The sequence below is a fragment of the Kitasatospora sp. NPDC001175 genome (assembly GCF_053598215.1).
In genome coordinates, this window is sequence record NZ_JBSFJU010000019.1 from 99,329 (window position 1) to 114,727 (window position 15,399).

At 71.7% G+C, this 15,399-nt stretch carries 15 protein-coding genes; 10 read left to right on the plus strand and 5 right to left on the minus strand.

Annotation, left to right across the window (positions count from 1 at the left end):
• Window positions 1-132: 132 nt before the first annotated feature.
• The gene (locus ACWDAK_RS16685) at window positions 133-621 is read left to right on the plus strand and encodes a DUF485 domain-containing protein (protein WP_344638584.1); all 489 of its coding nucleotides are present in this window, start codon (window positions 133-135) and stop codon (window positions 619-621) included.
• A gap of 134 nt (window positions 622-755) precedes the next feature.
• Window positions 756-2,363, plus strand: coding sequence for a solute symporter family protein (locus ACWDAK_RS16690; RefSeq protein ID WP_344638620.1), 1,608 nt, complete (start codon window positions 756-758; stop codon window positions 2,361-2,363).
• A 61-nt stretch (window positions 2,364-2,424) separates the two neighbouring features.
• On the opposite strand, the gene ACWDAK_RS16695 is transcribed toward ACWDAK_RS16690, so the two are convergent.
• Together ACWDAK_RS16695 and ACWDAK_RS16700 are read right to left on the minus strand one after the other, a co-directional pair.
• Window positions 2,425-2,832 carry a hypothetical protein gene (locus tag ACWDAK_RS16695; RefSeq protein WP_427393759.1) on the minus strand — a complete coding sequence of 136 codons (408 nt, stop codon included), beginning with the start codon at window positions 2,830-2,832 and terminating at the stop codon, window positions 2,425-2,427.
• A 228-nt stretch (window positions 2,833-3,060) separates the two neighbouring features.
• On the minus strand, window positions 3,061-3,246 hold the full coding sequence (locus ACWDAK_RS16700; protein WP_427393758.1) for a helix-turn-helix domain-containing protein: 186 nt from the start codon (window positions 3,244-3,246) through the stop codon (window positions 3,061-3,063).
• A 117-nt stretch (window positions 3,247-3,363) separates the two neighbouring features.
• On the opposite strand from ACWDAK_RS16700, the gene ACWDAK_RS16705 reads away from it, so the two are divergent.
• Window positions 3,364-3,513 (plus strand): hypothetical protein, encoded by a 150-nt coding sequence (locus ACWDAK_RS16705; protein ID WP_427393757.1) that lies wholly within the window; start codon window positions 3,364-3,366, stop codon window positions 3,511-3,513.
• 51 nt (window positions 3,514-3,564) lie between these two features.
• Here the strand turns inward: ACWDAK_RS16705 and ACWDAK_RS16710 are convergent, their stop codons facing one another.
• Window positions 3,565-4,464: a sucrase ferredoxin gene (locus ACWDAK_RS16710; RefSeq protein WP_427393756.1), complete on the minus strand. Its 900-nt coding sequence runs from the start codon at window positions 4,462-4,464 to the stop codon at window positions 3,565-3,567.
• Between the two features lie 152 nt (window positions 4,465-4,616).
• On the opposite strand from ACWDAK_RS16710, the gene ACWDAK_RS16715 reads away from it, so the two are divergent.
• Genes ACWDAK_RS16715 through ACWDAK_RS16730 form a run of 4 tightly spaced genes read left to right on the plus strand, consistent with a single transcriptional unit; the run spans window position 4,617 to window position 7,544 of the window.
• A complete protein-coding gene (locus ACWDAK_RS16715; RefSeq protein ID WP_427393755.1) occupies window positions 4,617-4,913 on the plus strand; it encodes a hypothetical protein in 297 nt (98 codons plus the stop codon).
• On the plus strand, window positions 4,910-6,340 hold the full coding sequence (locus ACWDAK_RS16720; RefSeq protein ID WP_427393754.1) for a putative T7SS-secreted protein: 1,431 nt from the start codon (window positions 4,910-4,912) through the stop codon (window positions 6,338-6,340). The genes ACWDAK_RS16715 and ACWDAK_RS16720 overlap by 4 nt, the downstream gene beginning before the upstream one ends.
• Window positions 6,341-6,850 (plus strand): hypothetical protein, encoded by a 510-nt coding sequence (locus tag ACWDAK_RS16725; RefSeq protein ID WP_344638591.1) that lies wholly within the window; start codon window positions 6,341-6,343, stop codon window positions 6,848-6,850.
• Window positions 6,851-6,860: 10 nt separating this feature from the next.
• The gene (locus ACWDAK_RS16730) at window positions 6,861-7,544 is read left to right on the plus strand and encodes a hypothetical protein (RefSeq protein WP_344638592.1); all 684 of its coding nucleotides are present in this window, start codon (window positions 6,861-6,863) and stop codon (window positions 7,542-7,544) included.
• Window positions 7,545-7,625: 81 nt separating this feature from the next.
• Here the strand turns inward: ACWDAK_RS16730 and ACWDAK_RS16735 are convergent, their stop codons facing one another.
• A complete protein-coding gene (locus tag ACWDAK_RS16735; protein WP_344638593.1) occupies window positions 7,626-10,088 on the minus strand; it encodes a DNA gyrase/topoisomerase IV subunit A in 2,463 nt (820 codons plus the stop codon).
• Window positions 10,089-10,372: 284 nt separating this feature from the next.
• On the opposite strand from ACWDAK_RS16735, the gene ACWDAK_RS16740 reads away from it, so the two are divergent.
• The 3 genes from ACWDAK_RS16740 to ACWDAK_RS16750 all read left to right on the plus strand — a co-directional run bounded on the left by ACWDAK_RS16740 (window position 10,373) and on the right by ACWDAK_RS16750 (window position 14,596).
• Entirely contained in the window at window positions 10,373-11,701 is a 1,329-nt protein-coding gene (locus tag ACWDAK_RS16740; RefSeq protein ID WP_344638594.1) for a M16 family metallopeptidase, read from the plus strand.
• Window positions 11,698-13,086: a M16 family metallopeptidase gene (locus tag ACWDAK_RS16745; protein ID WP_344638595.1), complete on the plus strand. Its 1,389-nt coding sequence runs from the start codon at window positions 11,698-11,700 to the stop codon at window positions 13,084-13,086. Before ACWDAK_RS16740 ends, ACWDAK_RS16745 begins: the two co-directional genes overlap by 4 nt.
• Before the next feature lie 316 nt (window positions 13,087-13,402).
• Entirely contained in the window at window positions 13,403-14,596 is a 1,194-nt protein-coding gene (locus ACWDAK_RS16750) for an RtcB family protein (protein WP_344638596.1), read from the plus strand.
• A 63-nt stretch (window positions 14,597-14,659) separates the two neighbouring features.
• On the opposite strand, the gene ACWDAK_RS16755 is transcribed toward ACWDAK_RS16750, so the two are convergent.
• The gene (locus tag ACWDAK_RS16755; RefSeq protein WP_344638597.1) at window positions 14,660-15,205 is read right to left on the minus strand and encodes a DUF1707 and FHA domain-containing protein; all 546 of its coding nucleotides are present in this window, start codon (window positions 15,203-15,205) and stop codon (window positions 14,660-14,662) included.
• Window positions 15,206-15,399 lie beyond the last annotated feature (194 nt).

Genomic DNA, 15,399 nt, shown 5'->3' on the forward strand with positions numbered 1-15,399 from the left:
ATCGGCCATAAGGGTGTGCGCAAGGGCTCCATCATGGTCCGGTCAGCGGGCGTGCGGAACCGCATACTCCGCCACCTGCACCAGCACACCGACGCCCCACCCCCCTCGTGGCGTCCAGGTCCAGGAGCAGCATTGGCACAGCAGGAGAGGTACGACTGGTGGGCGGCGCGGCCCATCAGGCGCAAGGCGGTCCTCGGGTCGCCGGCGGTACGCCTCGCACCGAGGCGGTCGGCGGTGAGGCCGGCCGTCGAGTCGGCGGTGGAGGCCTCACCGGCGCCCGGGCCGGCCGGGACGGCTCCGGCGACCGACGCCGCCGAGGTCTACCGGGCGGTGCAGGCCAGCGCGCCGTTCCAGGAGATCCGGCGCGGCTACCGCGGCTTCGTGTTCCCGGCGACCGCGGCCTTCCTGCTCTGGTACCTGCTCTACCTGGCCGCGCAGGCCGTCGCCCCGGGGCTGATGCGCAGCCAGGTGGCCGGCCCGGTGAACGTCGCGTGGCTGCTGGGCCTGTTGCAGTTCGCCTCCACCTTCCTGCTCGCCTGGCTCTACGCCAGGCACGCCCGTGACAAGCGGGACCGAGCCGCGCTCGGCCTCCGCTGGGACACCCAGGACCAGCTGCGATGACCCCGGCCCCGAACCCCCGCCTGGCGCCCACGGCGACCGCCCAGCCGGAAGCCTCGTACCTCGCCCCGCACCCGGCACCGCTCACCACCACACCGCCGCAGCCGGCCTCCGCCCCCACGCACACCGGGAGCGGGATGCTGACCGGCGGCGCGCACCACGACCTGGCCGTCGTCCTGTTCGCGGTCATCGTCCTGGTCACCCTCGGCATCACGCTCTGGGCCGGGCGTCGTGGTCAGGCCGCCGAGGACTTCTACACCGGCGGGCGCGGCTTCACCTCGCTGCAGAACGGCTTCGCCCTCTCCGGGGACTACCTCTCAGCCGCCTCCTTCCTCGGCGTCACCGGCCTGATCGCGCTGTACGGCTACGACGGCGTGCTCTACAGCATCGGCTTCCTGGTCGCCTGGCTGGTGGTGCTGATGCTGGTCGCCGAACTGGTTCGAAACGCCGGGCGGTACACCCTGGCCGACGTGCTGGCCCTGCGGATGCGCCAACGCCCGGTGCGGGCCGCCGCGGGCACGGCCGGCGTGGTCGTCACCCTCCTCTACCTGATCGCGCAGATGGTGGGCGCGGGCAGTCTGGTCGCCCTGTTGCTCGGTACCGACAGCGGCCTCGCCAAGACGCTGACCATCATCGGGGTCGGCGCACTGATGATCATTTATGTCACGGTCGGCGGGATGCGGGCCACCACCTGGATCCAGATCGTCAAGGCCGGGCTGCTGCTGACCGGCGCGGCGCTGCTCACCGTGCTGGTGCTGGTCCGCTTCCACGGTGACCCGTCGGCGCTGATGCGGGCCGCCGCCCGGAACAGCGGCGTCGGCCGGGCCTACCTGGAGCCGGGGCTCAAGTACGGCGCCAGCGCCGTCAGCCGGCTGGACCTCTTCAGCCTCGGCCTCGCCCTGGTGCTGGGCACGGCCGGTCTGCCGCACATCCTGTCCCGCTTCTACACGGTGCCCACGGCCCGGGCGGCCCGTCGCTCCACGATGTGGGCGATCGGCCTGATCGGCGGCTTCTATCTGATGGCCATCGTGCTTGGCCTCGGCGCCACCGCGGTGATCGGCGCGAAGACCGTACGGGCCGCCAACCCCGCCGGGAACACCGCGGTCCCGCTGCTCGCGCTGGATCTGGGCGGCGGTATGGGCAGTACCGGTGGCGTGGTGCTGTTCGCGCTGATCTCGGCGGTGGCCTTCGCCACCATCCTGGCCGTGGTCGCCGGGCTGACCCTGGCCTCCTCCGCGGCCTTCGCCCACGACCTCTACGCGAGGGCCTGGCGGCGCCCCGGCGGCCGGGAGGTGACGGAGCGCCAGGAGGTGATGGCGGCCCGGGTGGCGGCGGTGGCCATCGGGGCGACGGCGATCGTGCTCAGCCTCTTCGCCCAGCAGTTGAACGTGGCCTTCCTGGTCGGACTCGCCTTCGCGGCGGCCGCCTCGGCCAATCTGCCGACGCTGCTCTACACCCTGTTCTGGCGCCGCTTCACCACCCGTGGTGTGGTCTGGTCGGTGTACGGGGGGCTGGTCCCCGCCGTCCTGCTGGTGGTGTTCTCGCCGGTGGTGTCCGGGACACCGGCGGCGCTCTTCCCCGGGGTGGACTTCCACTGGTTCCCGTTGGAGAACCCCGGTCTGGTCTCCATTCCGATGGGTTTCCTGGCGGGCTGGATCGGTACCGTCACCTCTTCCGAGGTCGCGGACGCCGACCGGTACGCCGAGCTGGAGGTCCGGTCGCTGACGGGCGCTGGCGCGGCTTAGGGCCTGTCCGGTCGCCGGGGGTGTGGGGAGCCGAGCCGCGGCTCCCCACACCCCCGAGGCATCAGCGGGTACAGGTGGTGATCTGCTCCTCGGCGCTCACCGCCGGGCCACCGGTCGCACAGACCACCGTTCGGTACTCGGTGACCACCGAGGGCGTGGACAGCTGTATCGTCCCGCTGCGGATCATGGTGGTGGAGACGACGGTCTCCCAGGGACTGCCCCAGGCGCGCTGGATCTTCACCTCCACCCGGAGCATGGTCAGCTGGTCGTCGGCGGCGTAGACCCTGGCCGAGCCGACGATTCCGGAGCCGCTGCCGCTCGCCTGCTGCCAGGCGCAGGGGCGGTTCAGGGCAGCGAGGCATGCGGGGGTCACGGCCTCCGGGGTAGCCGGGGCGGCGAGCGAGGGTCCTGCCGCGGCTGCCAGGATCGCCGCCGTGCCGACCACCAGACCTGCGATACGCGAGATCATGGCACTGTTCTCCTTTGAATCAGAGCCGGATGTGCTTGCTCTGCCGACTATTTCATCCGCGTAACGCGCTAGTCACTATGGGTAACGTCACGTTTCGTGATCGGTCATAGTGAGAAGAGTTACCAGTTTCGGAAATTCCTGTCAGGTTCGCGTAGAGCGCGGGTGTTGAAACGATCGGCTTTGAACGGTCGACGGCGTGTACCGGCGGGCGGCGGAGGGGGTGACGGGTCAGTCGCGGGACGACAGCAGGTAGCGGTGCTCGGGGCACCCGGTGTCGCCGTAACGCGGACTCAACCGGCTGTCGCGCTCCAGCTGTTTGAGGTGGCGCTGGGCGGCGGAGCGGCCCAGCCCGGAGCGGTCGGCGACCTCCTGGGCGGAGAGCGGACGGCCGGCCCGTCTGAGGGCGCCGAGCACCAGGTCGGTGGTGGGCGCCGAGTGACTTCGACCGTGCCGCCGGTGAGCGCGTCGAGTGCGTTGTCGACCAGGTTGCCCAGCACGTTAGTGCGCCGAGGCGATCAAGGCCCCCTGTCGATGTTCACCGCTGACGGGGTGATGCCGCCCGACGGGCCGAAGGCCGTCCTCGCCGTGCTCGGCGCCTTCCCCTCGGACGTCAAGGGCAAGGAGGGGTCGATCGACCCGAGCAGGACCTACAGCACCGAGTTCGTCAGTAGGGCCGGCTGAGCCAGTGGTCGGCCGGCGGCCCGTCCCCCGCCCATGGCGGATGACGGGCCGTCACCGCTGCGGCGGTATCTCCCGCAGTGAGACCATGTCCATCCGGGACGGGGTGCCCGGGGCCTTCCCGCAGCTCTCCGGGCGGGCCGGCTCGCTCGCCCGCTCCGCGACCTCGGCCAGCCAGCGGCGACCGTCGCTGTGCCGCACCTCGATCGCGTCTCCCGCCCGGCCGACCGCGAGGGCGTCGGCCGAGGTCTCACCGGTCAGCAGCCGTACCGCGTGCTCCGCCGCCTGGCCGGGGCGGTCCCAGTACGAGCGGCCCCGCGACCACTCGGGAAGCATGTGCCCCGCGGCCGTCGCCGCGAGCACCTCCTTGGCCGCCGTTCCGGTCAGCCGCCCATAGGCGTAGCCGTACGGCAGGACCAGCATGGTGGGGGAGAAGCGGTGACCGCCCAGGTGGGTGATCTCCCAGACCTCGCTGTGCCCGGCCGCCGCGAGCTCGGCCGCCAGCGGACGGCCCAGCAGCGCGCAGCAGCGGTCCCGGCGGCCGTTGGTGCACACCAGCGCGATCGGGCCGCCCACGTGGGCCTCGCCGAAGCCGCCGTGCTCGCCGGCGCCGAGGGCCGCGAAGTCCAGTTCCAGCAGCTCCGCCGGATCCTCCACGGCGGCCCGGCGCACCCAGGCGCGGCCGGGGGCGGTGTGCGCCACGATCGCCTCGTGCCGGACGGCGGGCAGGCAGTCCGCGTGCCGTCCGGGGTGGCGGATCAGCGCGATCCGGACACCCGTACCCGCGCAGGCCGCGTCCAGGGCCCGGCCGACCTCGGCGTCCAGATGGCTCTCGGTGAGTGCCTTGGCGCCCCACGGCCCGGACTGCTCGATCAGCAGCCAGGTGGCGGCGGTCGCGGCGGTGGCGGCCAGCGGCTCGGTCAGTTCGCGCGACAGCGTCGTACAGGTGATCACCCGGGCAACCCTACCCGCGGGTGGTGTGGGCCACGAGGGTGACGGAGAAGCGGGAGCGGTGCCGGCGAGTGTTTCGGACAGTCGTCCGATCCCGGCGTCGCGACGCCATGCTGACCGGCATTACCAAAACTTGACTGTTCCTTGGGGGAGTCTTGGGCTTATACTTCTCGGTCGAGATCGGCGATCTCGACAGACTGCTCGCGGATCTGCACCGGAGTCAGGACGAGTTGCGGACCGCGCTCAACGCGATGCGGGACACCGGCCCGAAGGCCACCGGCAGCAAGACCCTCGACCATGCCTGCGGCGAGTTCCACGACGGCTGGGACGACGCGATCAAGAAGATCGCCGACGCCACCCGGCAGGTCGAGGAGGGCCTCACCATCACCAAGCGGGGCTACGCGGAGACCGAGCAGGTACTGCGCGGCGCCTTCAGTGGAGGCGCGGCATGAGCGAGACCGCGCAGTTCCCCGCCCTCGGCTTCGACCCGGCGCCCGGCAGTCCGGCGAGCGTCGACGCCCTGGTCGGCAGGCTGACCACCGCGGCGGGCGCCCTGGAGAGCGCCCAGCAGTCCCTCTCCTCGCTCAACAGGGCCGGCGGCTCCTGGCAGGGCGACGCCGCCCAGGCCTTCGCCGGAAAGGTCACCGAACTTCCCGGGCTGCTCAGGGACAGCGACGACGCGGTGCGGACCGCGGCTCGGCAACTCCAGTCCTGGCGCGACCAGCTCACCTCCTACCAGGACACCGCCCGGCGCTACGAGGCCGAGGCGCAGGCGGCCAAGCAGCGCCGCGAACAGTGCGAGAAGACCGAGCAGCAGGCCCGGATCCGCTACGACAGCGCGGCCGACTCCCCGGCCTTCGCGTTGGCCGGCCGGTACTTCGCCGACGAGGCCCAGCTCCGCGACGCCCAGGCCGGGATCGACAGCGCCCAGCGGGAGTTGAACCAGGCGGGCAGTGAACTCGACGACGCCAGAAGGGCGTTGGGGGACGCCCAGGACGCCTTCGAGGCGATAGTCAAGCATGCCGGGGAACTCAGGGAGGACCACCAGGACTCCGCCGCCAAGGTGGCCAAGGCACTGCGCACGGCCAACCAGAGCGCCCCCGAGACCAGCCTCTGGGACAAGGTCAAGGACTCTCTCGAGCGGGCCGGGCACGCCATCAAGGAGTGGGCCACCAAGCACGCCGACCTGCTGAAGAGGATCGGCGACTGGCTCTCGATCGCCTCCACCGTGCTCGGCGTCGCCGCACTCGTCACGGCCTGGTGCCCGCCGCTCGCGGGTGCCCTCGTCCTGGCGGGTGGCGTGCTCTCGGCCGGTGCACTGGCCACCCACGGCCTGGCCAAGCTGGGCGGCGCCGACGTCGGCGCGATGGACCTGATCGGCGACGGGCTGGGCATCCTGCCCGCCGGCAAGTTCTTCGGTACCGCCCTCAAGGGCGGTACCAAGGTCACCACCAAGCTGGTGCCCAAGGTGGTCAACGGCGCGCGCTCCTCCACCGGGATGGTCCGCGAGGTCGGCAAGAGCCAGCTCGTCCGGCACATCGGCGACGCCACCCGCGGCAGCGCCGTCCGGACCACCCAGGCCGCGGAGCGGGGCGCCGACCTGGTCACCGAGTTCAAGGCGCTGCCCGGCCTCGGCAACCGGATGAAGCTCGCCTGGGAGACCCACGTCGGGGTCACCGCGGGCGAGACCCTGGTCGAGGGCTTCAAGACCAGCAAGCTGGCCCAACTCCCGGTGCTGCGCGACATACCGTCGCTCAAGGCGGCGATCCGCGCCGACGGATCGCTCGACCCGATGTCCTGGTGGTCGCGCGGCCCGCTCGTCGTCCCGCAGCTGCCGGGCATCGTCACCGACGTCCGCGACGCCGTGAAGGGGGAGTAGATGTACGGCCACGCCGCTGTGCCCCTGCCGCCCTCGGCCGGGCCGAGGTCCAGGCTGGGCCTGCTCCTCTGGCTCCCGGTCCAGGTCGTCTGGGTGCCGGTCGACACCCTGCTCCGGCTGCTGGTGATGCCCTTCCTGGAACTGAGCTCGTTCCTCACCGACGGCGAACGGCCCGACGCCGAGTCGCTCAGATTCGCCCTCCGCCCGCTGACCCGCTGGGTCGGACCGGTACGCCTGGTCCGGGAGTGGGGCACGGACCCGGCCCGCCGGGACGCGCACATGAACCGGCTCTGCTCCGCGGCGCTACGGGCGTACGGGCCGAACGGCCTGCGCCGGTGGTCCACCTGGCGGTACGGCGTGCTGGGGGACGCCGTGGTGATCTCGCCGAAGGACTACCGGGGCCTGACCGCCGAGCGGATCCACGCGATCGCGGCCTCCCGCGGCCTGCGAGCCCGGTCCGCCGGACCGTCGGGGGTCAGCCTGACCCCCACCGGATGGGTTTCGAAGTAGGAGGCAGGCCATGACCGACACCAGAGGCGAGACGGGACCCGGGCCGCAGCGCGGCTTCGACTTCGACGTCCCGGTGCACTTCCACGACCTGGGCATGCACCTCACCGACGAGCAGCGCTGGGCGCATCTCTCCGAGGTGGCCGCCGAGATCTGGTCCGGCGGCACCGGGTACCAGCGGAAGACCGTCCAGCGGCTGTACGCCGACCTGGCCGGTGCCGCTGCCGCCGACGGCGCGAGCTACGCCGGGATCTGCATGTTCGCCACCGAGGACGACCGGGTCAGCAGTGCGTCGCTGATCGTGCGCAGCGAGACCATCGAACCCGCGGACGTGGAGACCGTCGCCTCCGTGCTGCACGAGACGCTCTCGCTCAACCCCGACTGCGACGTCTACCGCACCGAGGTCGAGGCGGGACCCGCGATCGTGCGGTTCACCGGTATCCAGTGGACACCGCCCCCGGCCGCCGAGGGCGCACCACGGCCCGCCGCGATACCCATGGCGCAGATCGACGTCCACCTGCCGCTGCCCGAGGTCTCCTCGCTGCTGGTGATGTCGCTGACCACGCCCTCGCTCCCGGACCTGCCGCACTACGTCGCCCTGCTCTGTGAACTCGCCGAGAGCGTCCGACTCCTGGACGACGAGCCGGACCGGCAGCCCACCGGGAGCGAAGCCAGGATCCAGGCCGCCTTCGGATGAGACGCAGGGAGGCGGAAGCTCGGTGAAGGGGGCCGCGCGAGACATCGGTGATGATCTCGCGCGGCCCCGGCACTGCTCCGACTACCTGGCCGGGCCGGCCACCGCGACGATCGGCTTCGACACCGGCGTACCCGAACCGTCGCGGCGCGGGTCGCGCTCCGGCAGGTCCACCGGAGCCCCGCCGGCCGCCGAGGCCAGCGCCGGAGCCGGACCCGCCCAGGCGAAGGCCAGCGCACTCTCGCCACGAAGGAAGCGCTGGCAGCGCACCCCGCCCGTCGCCCGGCCCTTGCGCGGGTACTGCTCGAACGGCGTCACCTTCCAGCTGGACTGCACCTCGCCCGCCAGCGTCCCCGGGGAGCCCGCGACCGAGACCACCACCGCGTCCGCGGCCGGGTCCACCGCCGTGAACGAGATGACCCGCGCCCCGTCCGAGAGCTTGATGCCGGCCATGCCGCCCGCCGGGCGGCCCTGCGGACGCACCTGGCCCGCCGGGTAGCGCAGCAACTGCGCGTCCGAGGCGATGAAGACCAAGTCCTCCTCGCCGGTGCGCAGCTCCACCGCGCCGACCAGCTCGTCACCCTCCCTGAGGGCGATCACCTCGAACTCGTCCTTGTTCGCGGGCCATTCGGGCACCACCCGCTTCACCACGCCCTGCACCGTGCCCAGCGCGAGCCCCGGCGAGGACTCGTCCAGCGTGGTCAGCGCCAGCGCCCGCTCGCCCTCGTCGAGCCGCAGGAACTCGCCCACCGCGGCGCCGCCGGACAGCGACAGCGAGGGCGCCGGCGGCAGCGCCGGCAGGTCGATCACCGGCAGCCGCAGCACCCGGCCGAGTGACGTCACCACACCCACGTCGCCCCGCGCCGTGGCCGGCACCGCCGAGACGATCACGTCGTGCTTCGAGCGCTTCCCCACGGGCTCCGCCAAGTCCAGCGGCTCACTGTCCATCGTCCGCGCCAGCAGGCCGGTGGCGGACAGCAGCACCCGGCACGGGTCGTCCGCCACCTCCAGCGGCACCGACAGCGCCGCACTCGGCACCGCCCCCGCCTCCAGCAGCACCGTGCGCCGCTCGGTGCCGAACTGCTTGGCCACCGCACCCAGTTCGCCCGACACCACGCCGCGCAGCTTGGTGTCCGACTCCAGGATCTCGGTCAGCTCGGCGATCTCGGTGTTCAGCTTGCGCTGCTCGTCCTCCAGCTCCACCCGGTCGAACCGGGTCAGTCGGCGCAGCGGAGTGTCCAGGATGTACGAAGTCTGAGTCTCCGACAGCGAGAAACGCTCGATCAGCCGCTCCTTCGCCTGCGCCGCGTTGTCGCTGTTGCGGATGATCGCGATGACCTCGTCGATGTCGACCAGCGCCACCAGCAGGCCCTCGACCAGGTGCAGCCGCTCCTGCCGCTTGCCGCGCCGGAACTCGCTGCGCCGGCGGACCACCTCGAAGCGGTGGTCGACGTAGACCTCGAGCAGCTCCTTCAGACCGAGCGTCAGCGGCTGGCCGTCGACCAGGGCGACGTTGTTGATGCCGAAGGTCTCCTCCATCGGCGTCAACTTGTAGAGCTGCTCCAGCAGCGCCTCCGGGACGAAACCGTTCTTCACCTCGATCACCAGGCGGAGACCGTGCTCACGGTCCGTCAGGTCCTTGACATCCGCGATGCCCTGGAGCTTCTTCGAGCCCACCAGGTCCTTGATCTTGGCGATCACCTTCTCCGGGCCCACCGTGTACGGCAGTTCGGTGACCACGATCCCCTTGCGGCGCGCGGTGACGTTCTCGATCGAGGCCGTCGCGCGGATCTTGAAGGTGCCGCGGCCCGAGGCGTACGCGTCCCGGATGCCCGAGAGCCCCACGATCCGCCCGCCCGTCGGCAGGTCCGGACCCGGGATGAAACGCATCAGCGTCTCCAGGTCCGCGTTCGGGTGCTTGATCAGGTGCCGGGCGGCGGCCACCACCTCGGAGAGGTTGTGCGGCGGCATGTTGGTCGCCATGCCCACCGCGATCCCCGAGGCGCCGTTCACCAGCAGGTTCGGGAAGGCCGCGGGCAGCACCAGCGGCTCCTGCTCGCTGCCGTCGTAGTTCGGCCCGAAGTCGACGGTGTCCTCGTGGATCGACTCCACCATCGCCATCGACGCCGCCGTCAGCCGCGACTCGGTGTACCGCATCGCGGCCGGCGGGTCGTCGTTGCCCAGCGAACCGAAGTTCCCGTGGCCGTCGATCAGCGGCAGCCGCATCGAGAACGGCTGCGCCATGCGCACCACGGAGTCGTAGATCGACGCGTCACCGTGCGGGTGCAGCCGGCCCATCACCTCGCCGACCACACGGGCGCACTTCACATGCGCCCGGTCGGGACGCAGGCCCATCTCGTTGGCCTGGTACAGGATTCGGCGGTGCACCGGCTTCATGCCGTCGCGGGCGTCCGGCAGGGCACGCGAGTAGATGACCGAGTAGGCGTACTCCAGGAAGGAACCCTGCATCTCGTCGACCACATCGACGTCGAGGATCCGCTCCTCGAAATCTCCGGGCGGCGGGGTGGGCGAACTACGGCGGGCCATCGCGGCGGGGCTCCCTTGTGTCTGGTTGTCGGCTGCTCGGTCGGCTGCGTGGATCCTGTGATAACTGACTCAAACCGTACGAGGGCACGGCGCCCCCCATTGTGGACCCTCCCGCTGACAGCAACTGTCAAGGGCTACCCGCAGCCCTTCCCCCGGCCGCACTTCCGCCCCTGGCGAACGCCCCGAGAACACGGACACATCCCCGCCCTTCGCGCGTTGGACCACAATGGGGACACGGTACGTACCCCCCGACCAGCAGTCGAAGACGGGAAGGACCCCAACGCATGGCCAACCCGGCCCCCGCCGCATCCCAAGGCCTCGCCATCACCGAACACCGCCTGGCCAACGGCCTGCGCGTCGTGCTCTCCGAGGACCACCTCACCCCCGTCACCGCCGTCTGTCTCTGGTACGACGTGGGCTCCCGCCACGAGGTCAAGGGCCGCACCGGCCTCGCCCACCTCTTCGAGCACCTGATGTTCCAGGGCTCCGCCAACGTCTCCAACAACGGCCACTTCGAACTGGTCCAGGGCGCCGGCGGCTCCCTCAACGGCACCACCAGCTTCGAGCGCACCAACTACTTCGAGACCATGCCAGCCCACCAGCTGGAGCTCGCCCTCTGGCTGGAGGCCGACCGCATGGGCTCCCTGCTCGCCGCGCTCGACGAGACCTCCATGGAGAACCAGCGCGACGTCGTCAAGAACGAGCGCCGCCAGCGCTATGACAACGTCCCGTACGGCACCGCCTTCGAGAAGCTCACCGCGCTCTCCTACCCGGACGGTCACCCGTACCACCACACCCCCATCGGCTCGATGGCCGACCTGGACGCCGCCACCCTCGAGGACGCGCGCGAGTTCTTCCGCACCTACTACGCGCCCAACAACGCCGTCCTCGCCATCGTCGGCGACCTCGACCCCGAGCAGACCATCGCCTGGGTCGAGAAGTACTTCGGCACCATCCCGGCCCACAGCGGCAAGCAGCCCCCGCGTGACGGCAGCCTCCCCGAGACCATCGGCCGCGAGATCCGCGAGACCGTCGAGGAGGACGTGCCCTCCCGCGCGCTGATGGCCTCCTACCGGCTCCCGCACGACGGCACCCGTGAGGCCGACGCCGCCGATCTCGCCCTCACCATCCTGGGCTCCGGCGAGTCCAGCCGGCTCTACAACCGCCTGGTGCGCCGTGACCGCACGGCCGTTGCCGCCGGGTTCGGCATGCTCCGCCTCGCCGGTGCACCCTCGCTCGGCTGGCTCGACGTCAAGACCTCGGGCGACGCCACCATCCAGCAGATCGAGACCGCCGTCGACGAGGAGCTCACCCGCTTCGCCGCCGAGGGCCCCACCGCCGAGGAACTCGAGCGCGCCCAGGCCCAGATCGAGCGCGAATGGCTCGACCGGCTCACCACCGTCGCCGGCCGCGCCGACGAACTCTGCCGCTACGCCGTCCTGTTCGGCGACCCCAAGCTGCTGAACGCCGCGCTCGCCAAGGTCCTCGACGTCACCGCCGAGGAGGTCAGGGCCGTCGCCGCCGCCCGGCTGCGGCCCGACAACCGGGCCGTCCTGGTCTACGAGCCGACCACCACCGCCGACAACGACCAGAACGAGGAGGCGGCGGAATGACCGACCACACCCCGACCATGACCTTCCACCCCCAGCCCACCCCCGGCACCCCGACCCCGTGGGCCTTCCCGGCACCCGAGCGCGCCGCCCTCGGCAACGGGCTCACCGTGCTGCACTGCCACCGCCCGGGCCAGCAGTTGGTCGCCGTCGAAGTCCTCCTCGACGCCCCGCTCGCCGTCGAACCGGCCGGCCTCGACGGCATCGCGGGCATCCTCGCCCGCGCCTTCAGCGAGGGCACCGACACGCTCGACGCCGAGCAGTTCGCCGGCGAGCTCGAACGCGCCGGCGCCACCCTCGACGCCCACGCCGACCACCCCGGCATCCGGGTCTCCCTGGAGGTCCCCGCCTCCCGGCTGGAGCGCGGCCTCACCCTGCTCGCCGACGCGCTGCGCGCCCCCGCCCTCCCCGAGGACGAGATCGACCGCCTGGTCGCCAACCGCCTCGACGAGATCGTCCACGAGCTGGCCAACCCCGCCCGCCGGGCCGCAAAGGCCTTCTACGCCACGCTCTTCGACGAGACCGACCGGCTCTCCCGCCCGCGCAGCGGCACCGCCGAGACCGTCAAGAACGTCACCCGGGCCGCCGTCCACGCCTTCTACCAGGCCCACATCCGGCCCGCCACCAGCACCGTGGTGGTCGTCGGCGACCTCTCCGGCACCGACCTGCTGCCGCTGCTCGAGAGCACCCTCGGCGCCTGGACGGGCAGCACCGCCGAGCGCAGCGTGCACGCCCCGGTCACCGCCGACGACACCGGCCGCGTCGTGATCGTCGACCGGCCCGGCTCGGTGCAGACCCAGCTGCTCATCGGCCGCATCGGACCCGACCGCCACGACTCCCGCTGGGCCGCCCAGATCCTCGGCACCTACTGCCTGGGGGGCACCCTGACCTCTCGCCTCGACAAGGTCCTGCGCGAGGAGAAGGGCTACACCTACGGCGTCCGCGCCTTCGCCCAGCCGCTGCGCTCCGCCGCCGACGGCAGCGGCCGTGCCCTGCTCGCCATCAGCGGCTCGGTGGACACCGCGTCCACCGCCCCCGCGCTGGCGGACACCTGGACCATCCTGCGCACCCTGGCCGCCGAGGGTCTCACCGACAGCGAGCGCGACGAGGCCGTCCAGTACCTGGTCGGGGTCGCCCCGCTCAAGTACGAGACCGCGGCCTCCGTCGCCGTGACCCTCGCCGACCAGGTCGAGCAGGGCCTGCCCGACGACCACCAGGCCGAGATCTACCGGCAGCTCGCGGCCCTCCCGACCGCCGCCGCCACCGAGGCCGTCGTCGCCGCCTTCCCGCCCGACCGCCTGGTCGCCGTCCTGGTCGGCGACGCCGCCGCCATCGCCGACCAGGTCAGGGAACTCGGCATCGGCGAGGTCACCGTCCTCACCTCCTGACCGCTGCCCGCCGGTGGGCCCGATGGAGCATCAGCTCCGCCGGGCCCACTCGCGTTTATCCGCTTGCGCCCTCCCCGGCCGGCGTGGATAGATATCCACCGCAGCACGGAACACCCGGCACGGCAGGAGAGGAGGCGATCACCATGCGGGTCGAGCCCACCATGTACCGGCGCTCCCCACGATCGCGCTATCTCCGCCGCCGCCCTGCCTGAGCGCCGACGCTCTCTTCGGACTTCCCCGAGCCACGCCGGAAGCTTCGCGTGGCACCACACCACACCCAGGCTCGAACCAACCGACCTTTGGAGGTCGTGCAACCATGTCGTACACCGAGGTACCCGGCATCCGTGTCCCGATCCGGATGTGGACCGACCCGGCCACCGTCGAGGGCCAGGCCCTGCAGCAGCTGCGCAACATCAGCTCCCTGCCCTGGCTGCACGGCCTCGCCGTGATGCCCGACGTCCACCTCGGGAAGGGCGCCACCGTCGGCTCCGTCATCGCCATGAAGGGCGCGGTCTGCCCGGCGGCGGTCGGAGTGGACATCGGCTGCGGAATGAGCGCCGTCAAGACCTCGCTGACCACCGAGGACCTGCCGGACGACCTGTCGCGGCTGCGCTCCAGGATCGAGCAGATGATCCCGGTGGGCCGGGGCATGCACTCCGACCCGGTCGACCCGCGCAAGCTGCACGGTCTGGCGACCGCCGGGTGGGACGACTTCTGGCAGCGCTTCGACGGCATCGCGTCCGAGGTGCGGTGGAAGCGGGAGCGGGCCGCGCAGCAGATGGGAACGCTCGGCTCGGGCAACCATTTCATCGAGTTCTGCCTGGACGAGACCGGGACCGTCTGGCTGATGCTGCACTCCGGATCGCGCAACATCGGCAAGGAGCTGGCGGAGCACCACATGGGTGTCGCCCGTTCGCTTCCGCACAACCAGGGCCTGGTCGACCGCGACCTCGCGGTCTTCATCGCGGACACTCCGCAGATGCGGGCCTACCGCGAGGACCTGTTCTGGGCGCAGGAGTACGCCAAGAACAACCGGGCGATCATGATGGCGCTCTTCCAGGACGTCGTCCGCCGCGAGTTCCCGAAGGCGAAGGTCGCCTTCGACGAGGTGATCAGCTGCCACCACAACTACGTGGCGGAGGAGCGCTACGACGGAGCCGACCTGCTGGTGACCCGCAAGGGCGCGATCAGGGCGGGCTCCGGTGATCTGGGGATCATCCCGGGCTCGATGGGCACCGGTTCGTACATCGTCCGCGGTCTCGGCAACGAGGCGGCCTTCAACTCGGCGTCGCACGGCGCGGGCCGGAAGATGAGCCGCACCGCCGCGAAGAAGCGCTTCACCACACAGGACCTCGTGGAGCAGACCAAGGGCGTGGAGTGCCGCAAGGACGCCGGGGTCGTCGACGAGATCCCCGGCGCCTACAAGCCGATCGAGCGGGTGATGGCTCAGCAGAAGGACCTGGTCGAGGTGGTCGCACACCTCAAGCAGGTGGTCTGCGTCAAGGGCTGAACCGTGGGGCCGGGGTGCGCCGGGGCGCACCCCGGCCCCACTCGTGCGGGCCCCCGGTGCCGCTCACCCCGCCGCCAGGCGGAAGCTGACGGTGCCGAAGGTGACCAGATCACCGGGGCGGACCCGGACGGCGCCGATGATGCGCAGGCCGTTGACGTGGGTGCCGTTGGTGGAGCCCAGGTCGTGGAGGGTCCAACCACCGTCGTGGTGGCGGAGTTCGGCGTGCTGACGGGAGACCGAGCTGTCGGTGAGGCGGAGGTCGGAGCCGGGGATGCGGCCTATCCGGACGGGCTGGTCGCCGGGGGCGGGGAGGCAGAGACCGGGGGCCTGCTCGGTCCGCCAGGCGCCGCGGAGGCGGGCGCGGAAGGCGGAGAGCCCGCCGACGGCGCGCAGCAGCAGACCGGGCAGCCTGCCGCCCTGGGGCAGGTCGCTGAGGACGGCGTCGAGTTCGGCCCGACTGCGGGCGTTCAGGACGAGTTCGAGCCGGCCCAGGAAGGTGTCGTGGGACAGCCGGCCGCTGCCGACGCCATCACGCAGGACGGAGACCGCATGGTCCCGCTCGGCCTCGGTCGGCCGGGGGACCTGGGTGCGGATCTCTGGAAGTGCCATGTGGAAATTGTCGGTTGTCGCGGTGTGAGGTGTCCAGAACTCGGCCGGGCGCCCGGTGCGGGTGGCGGGAGGGTGCGAGCCTCGCGGCTGACGGGCCGCCGGGCGACCAGCGGGGCCCTTCGCGATGAACGGCGGGCGGCGACCGTCGAGTCGCGTAGGCGCTGGACCCGGCCTGGAGCTCAGCCGGCGGGCCG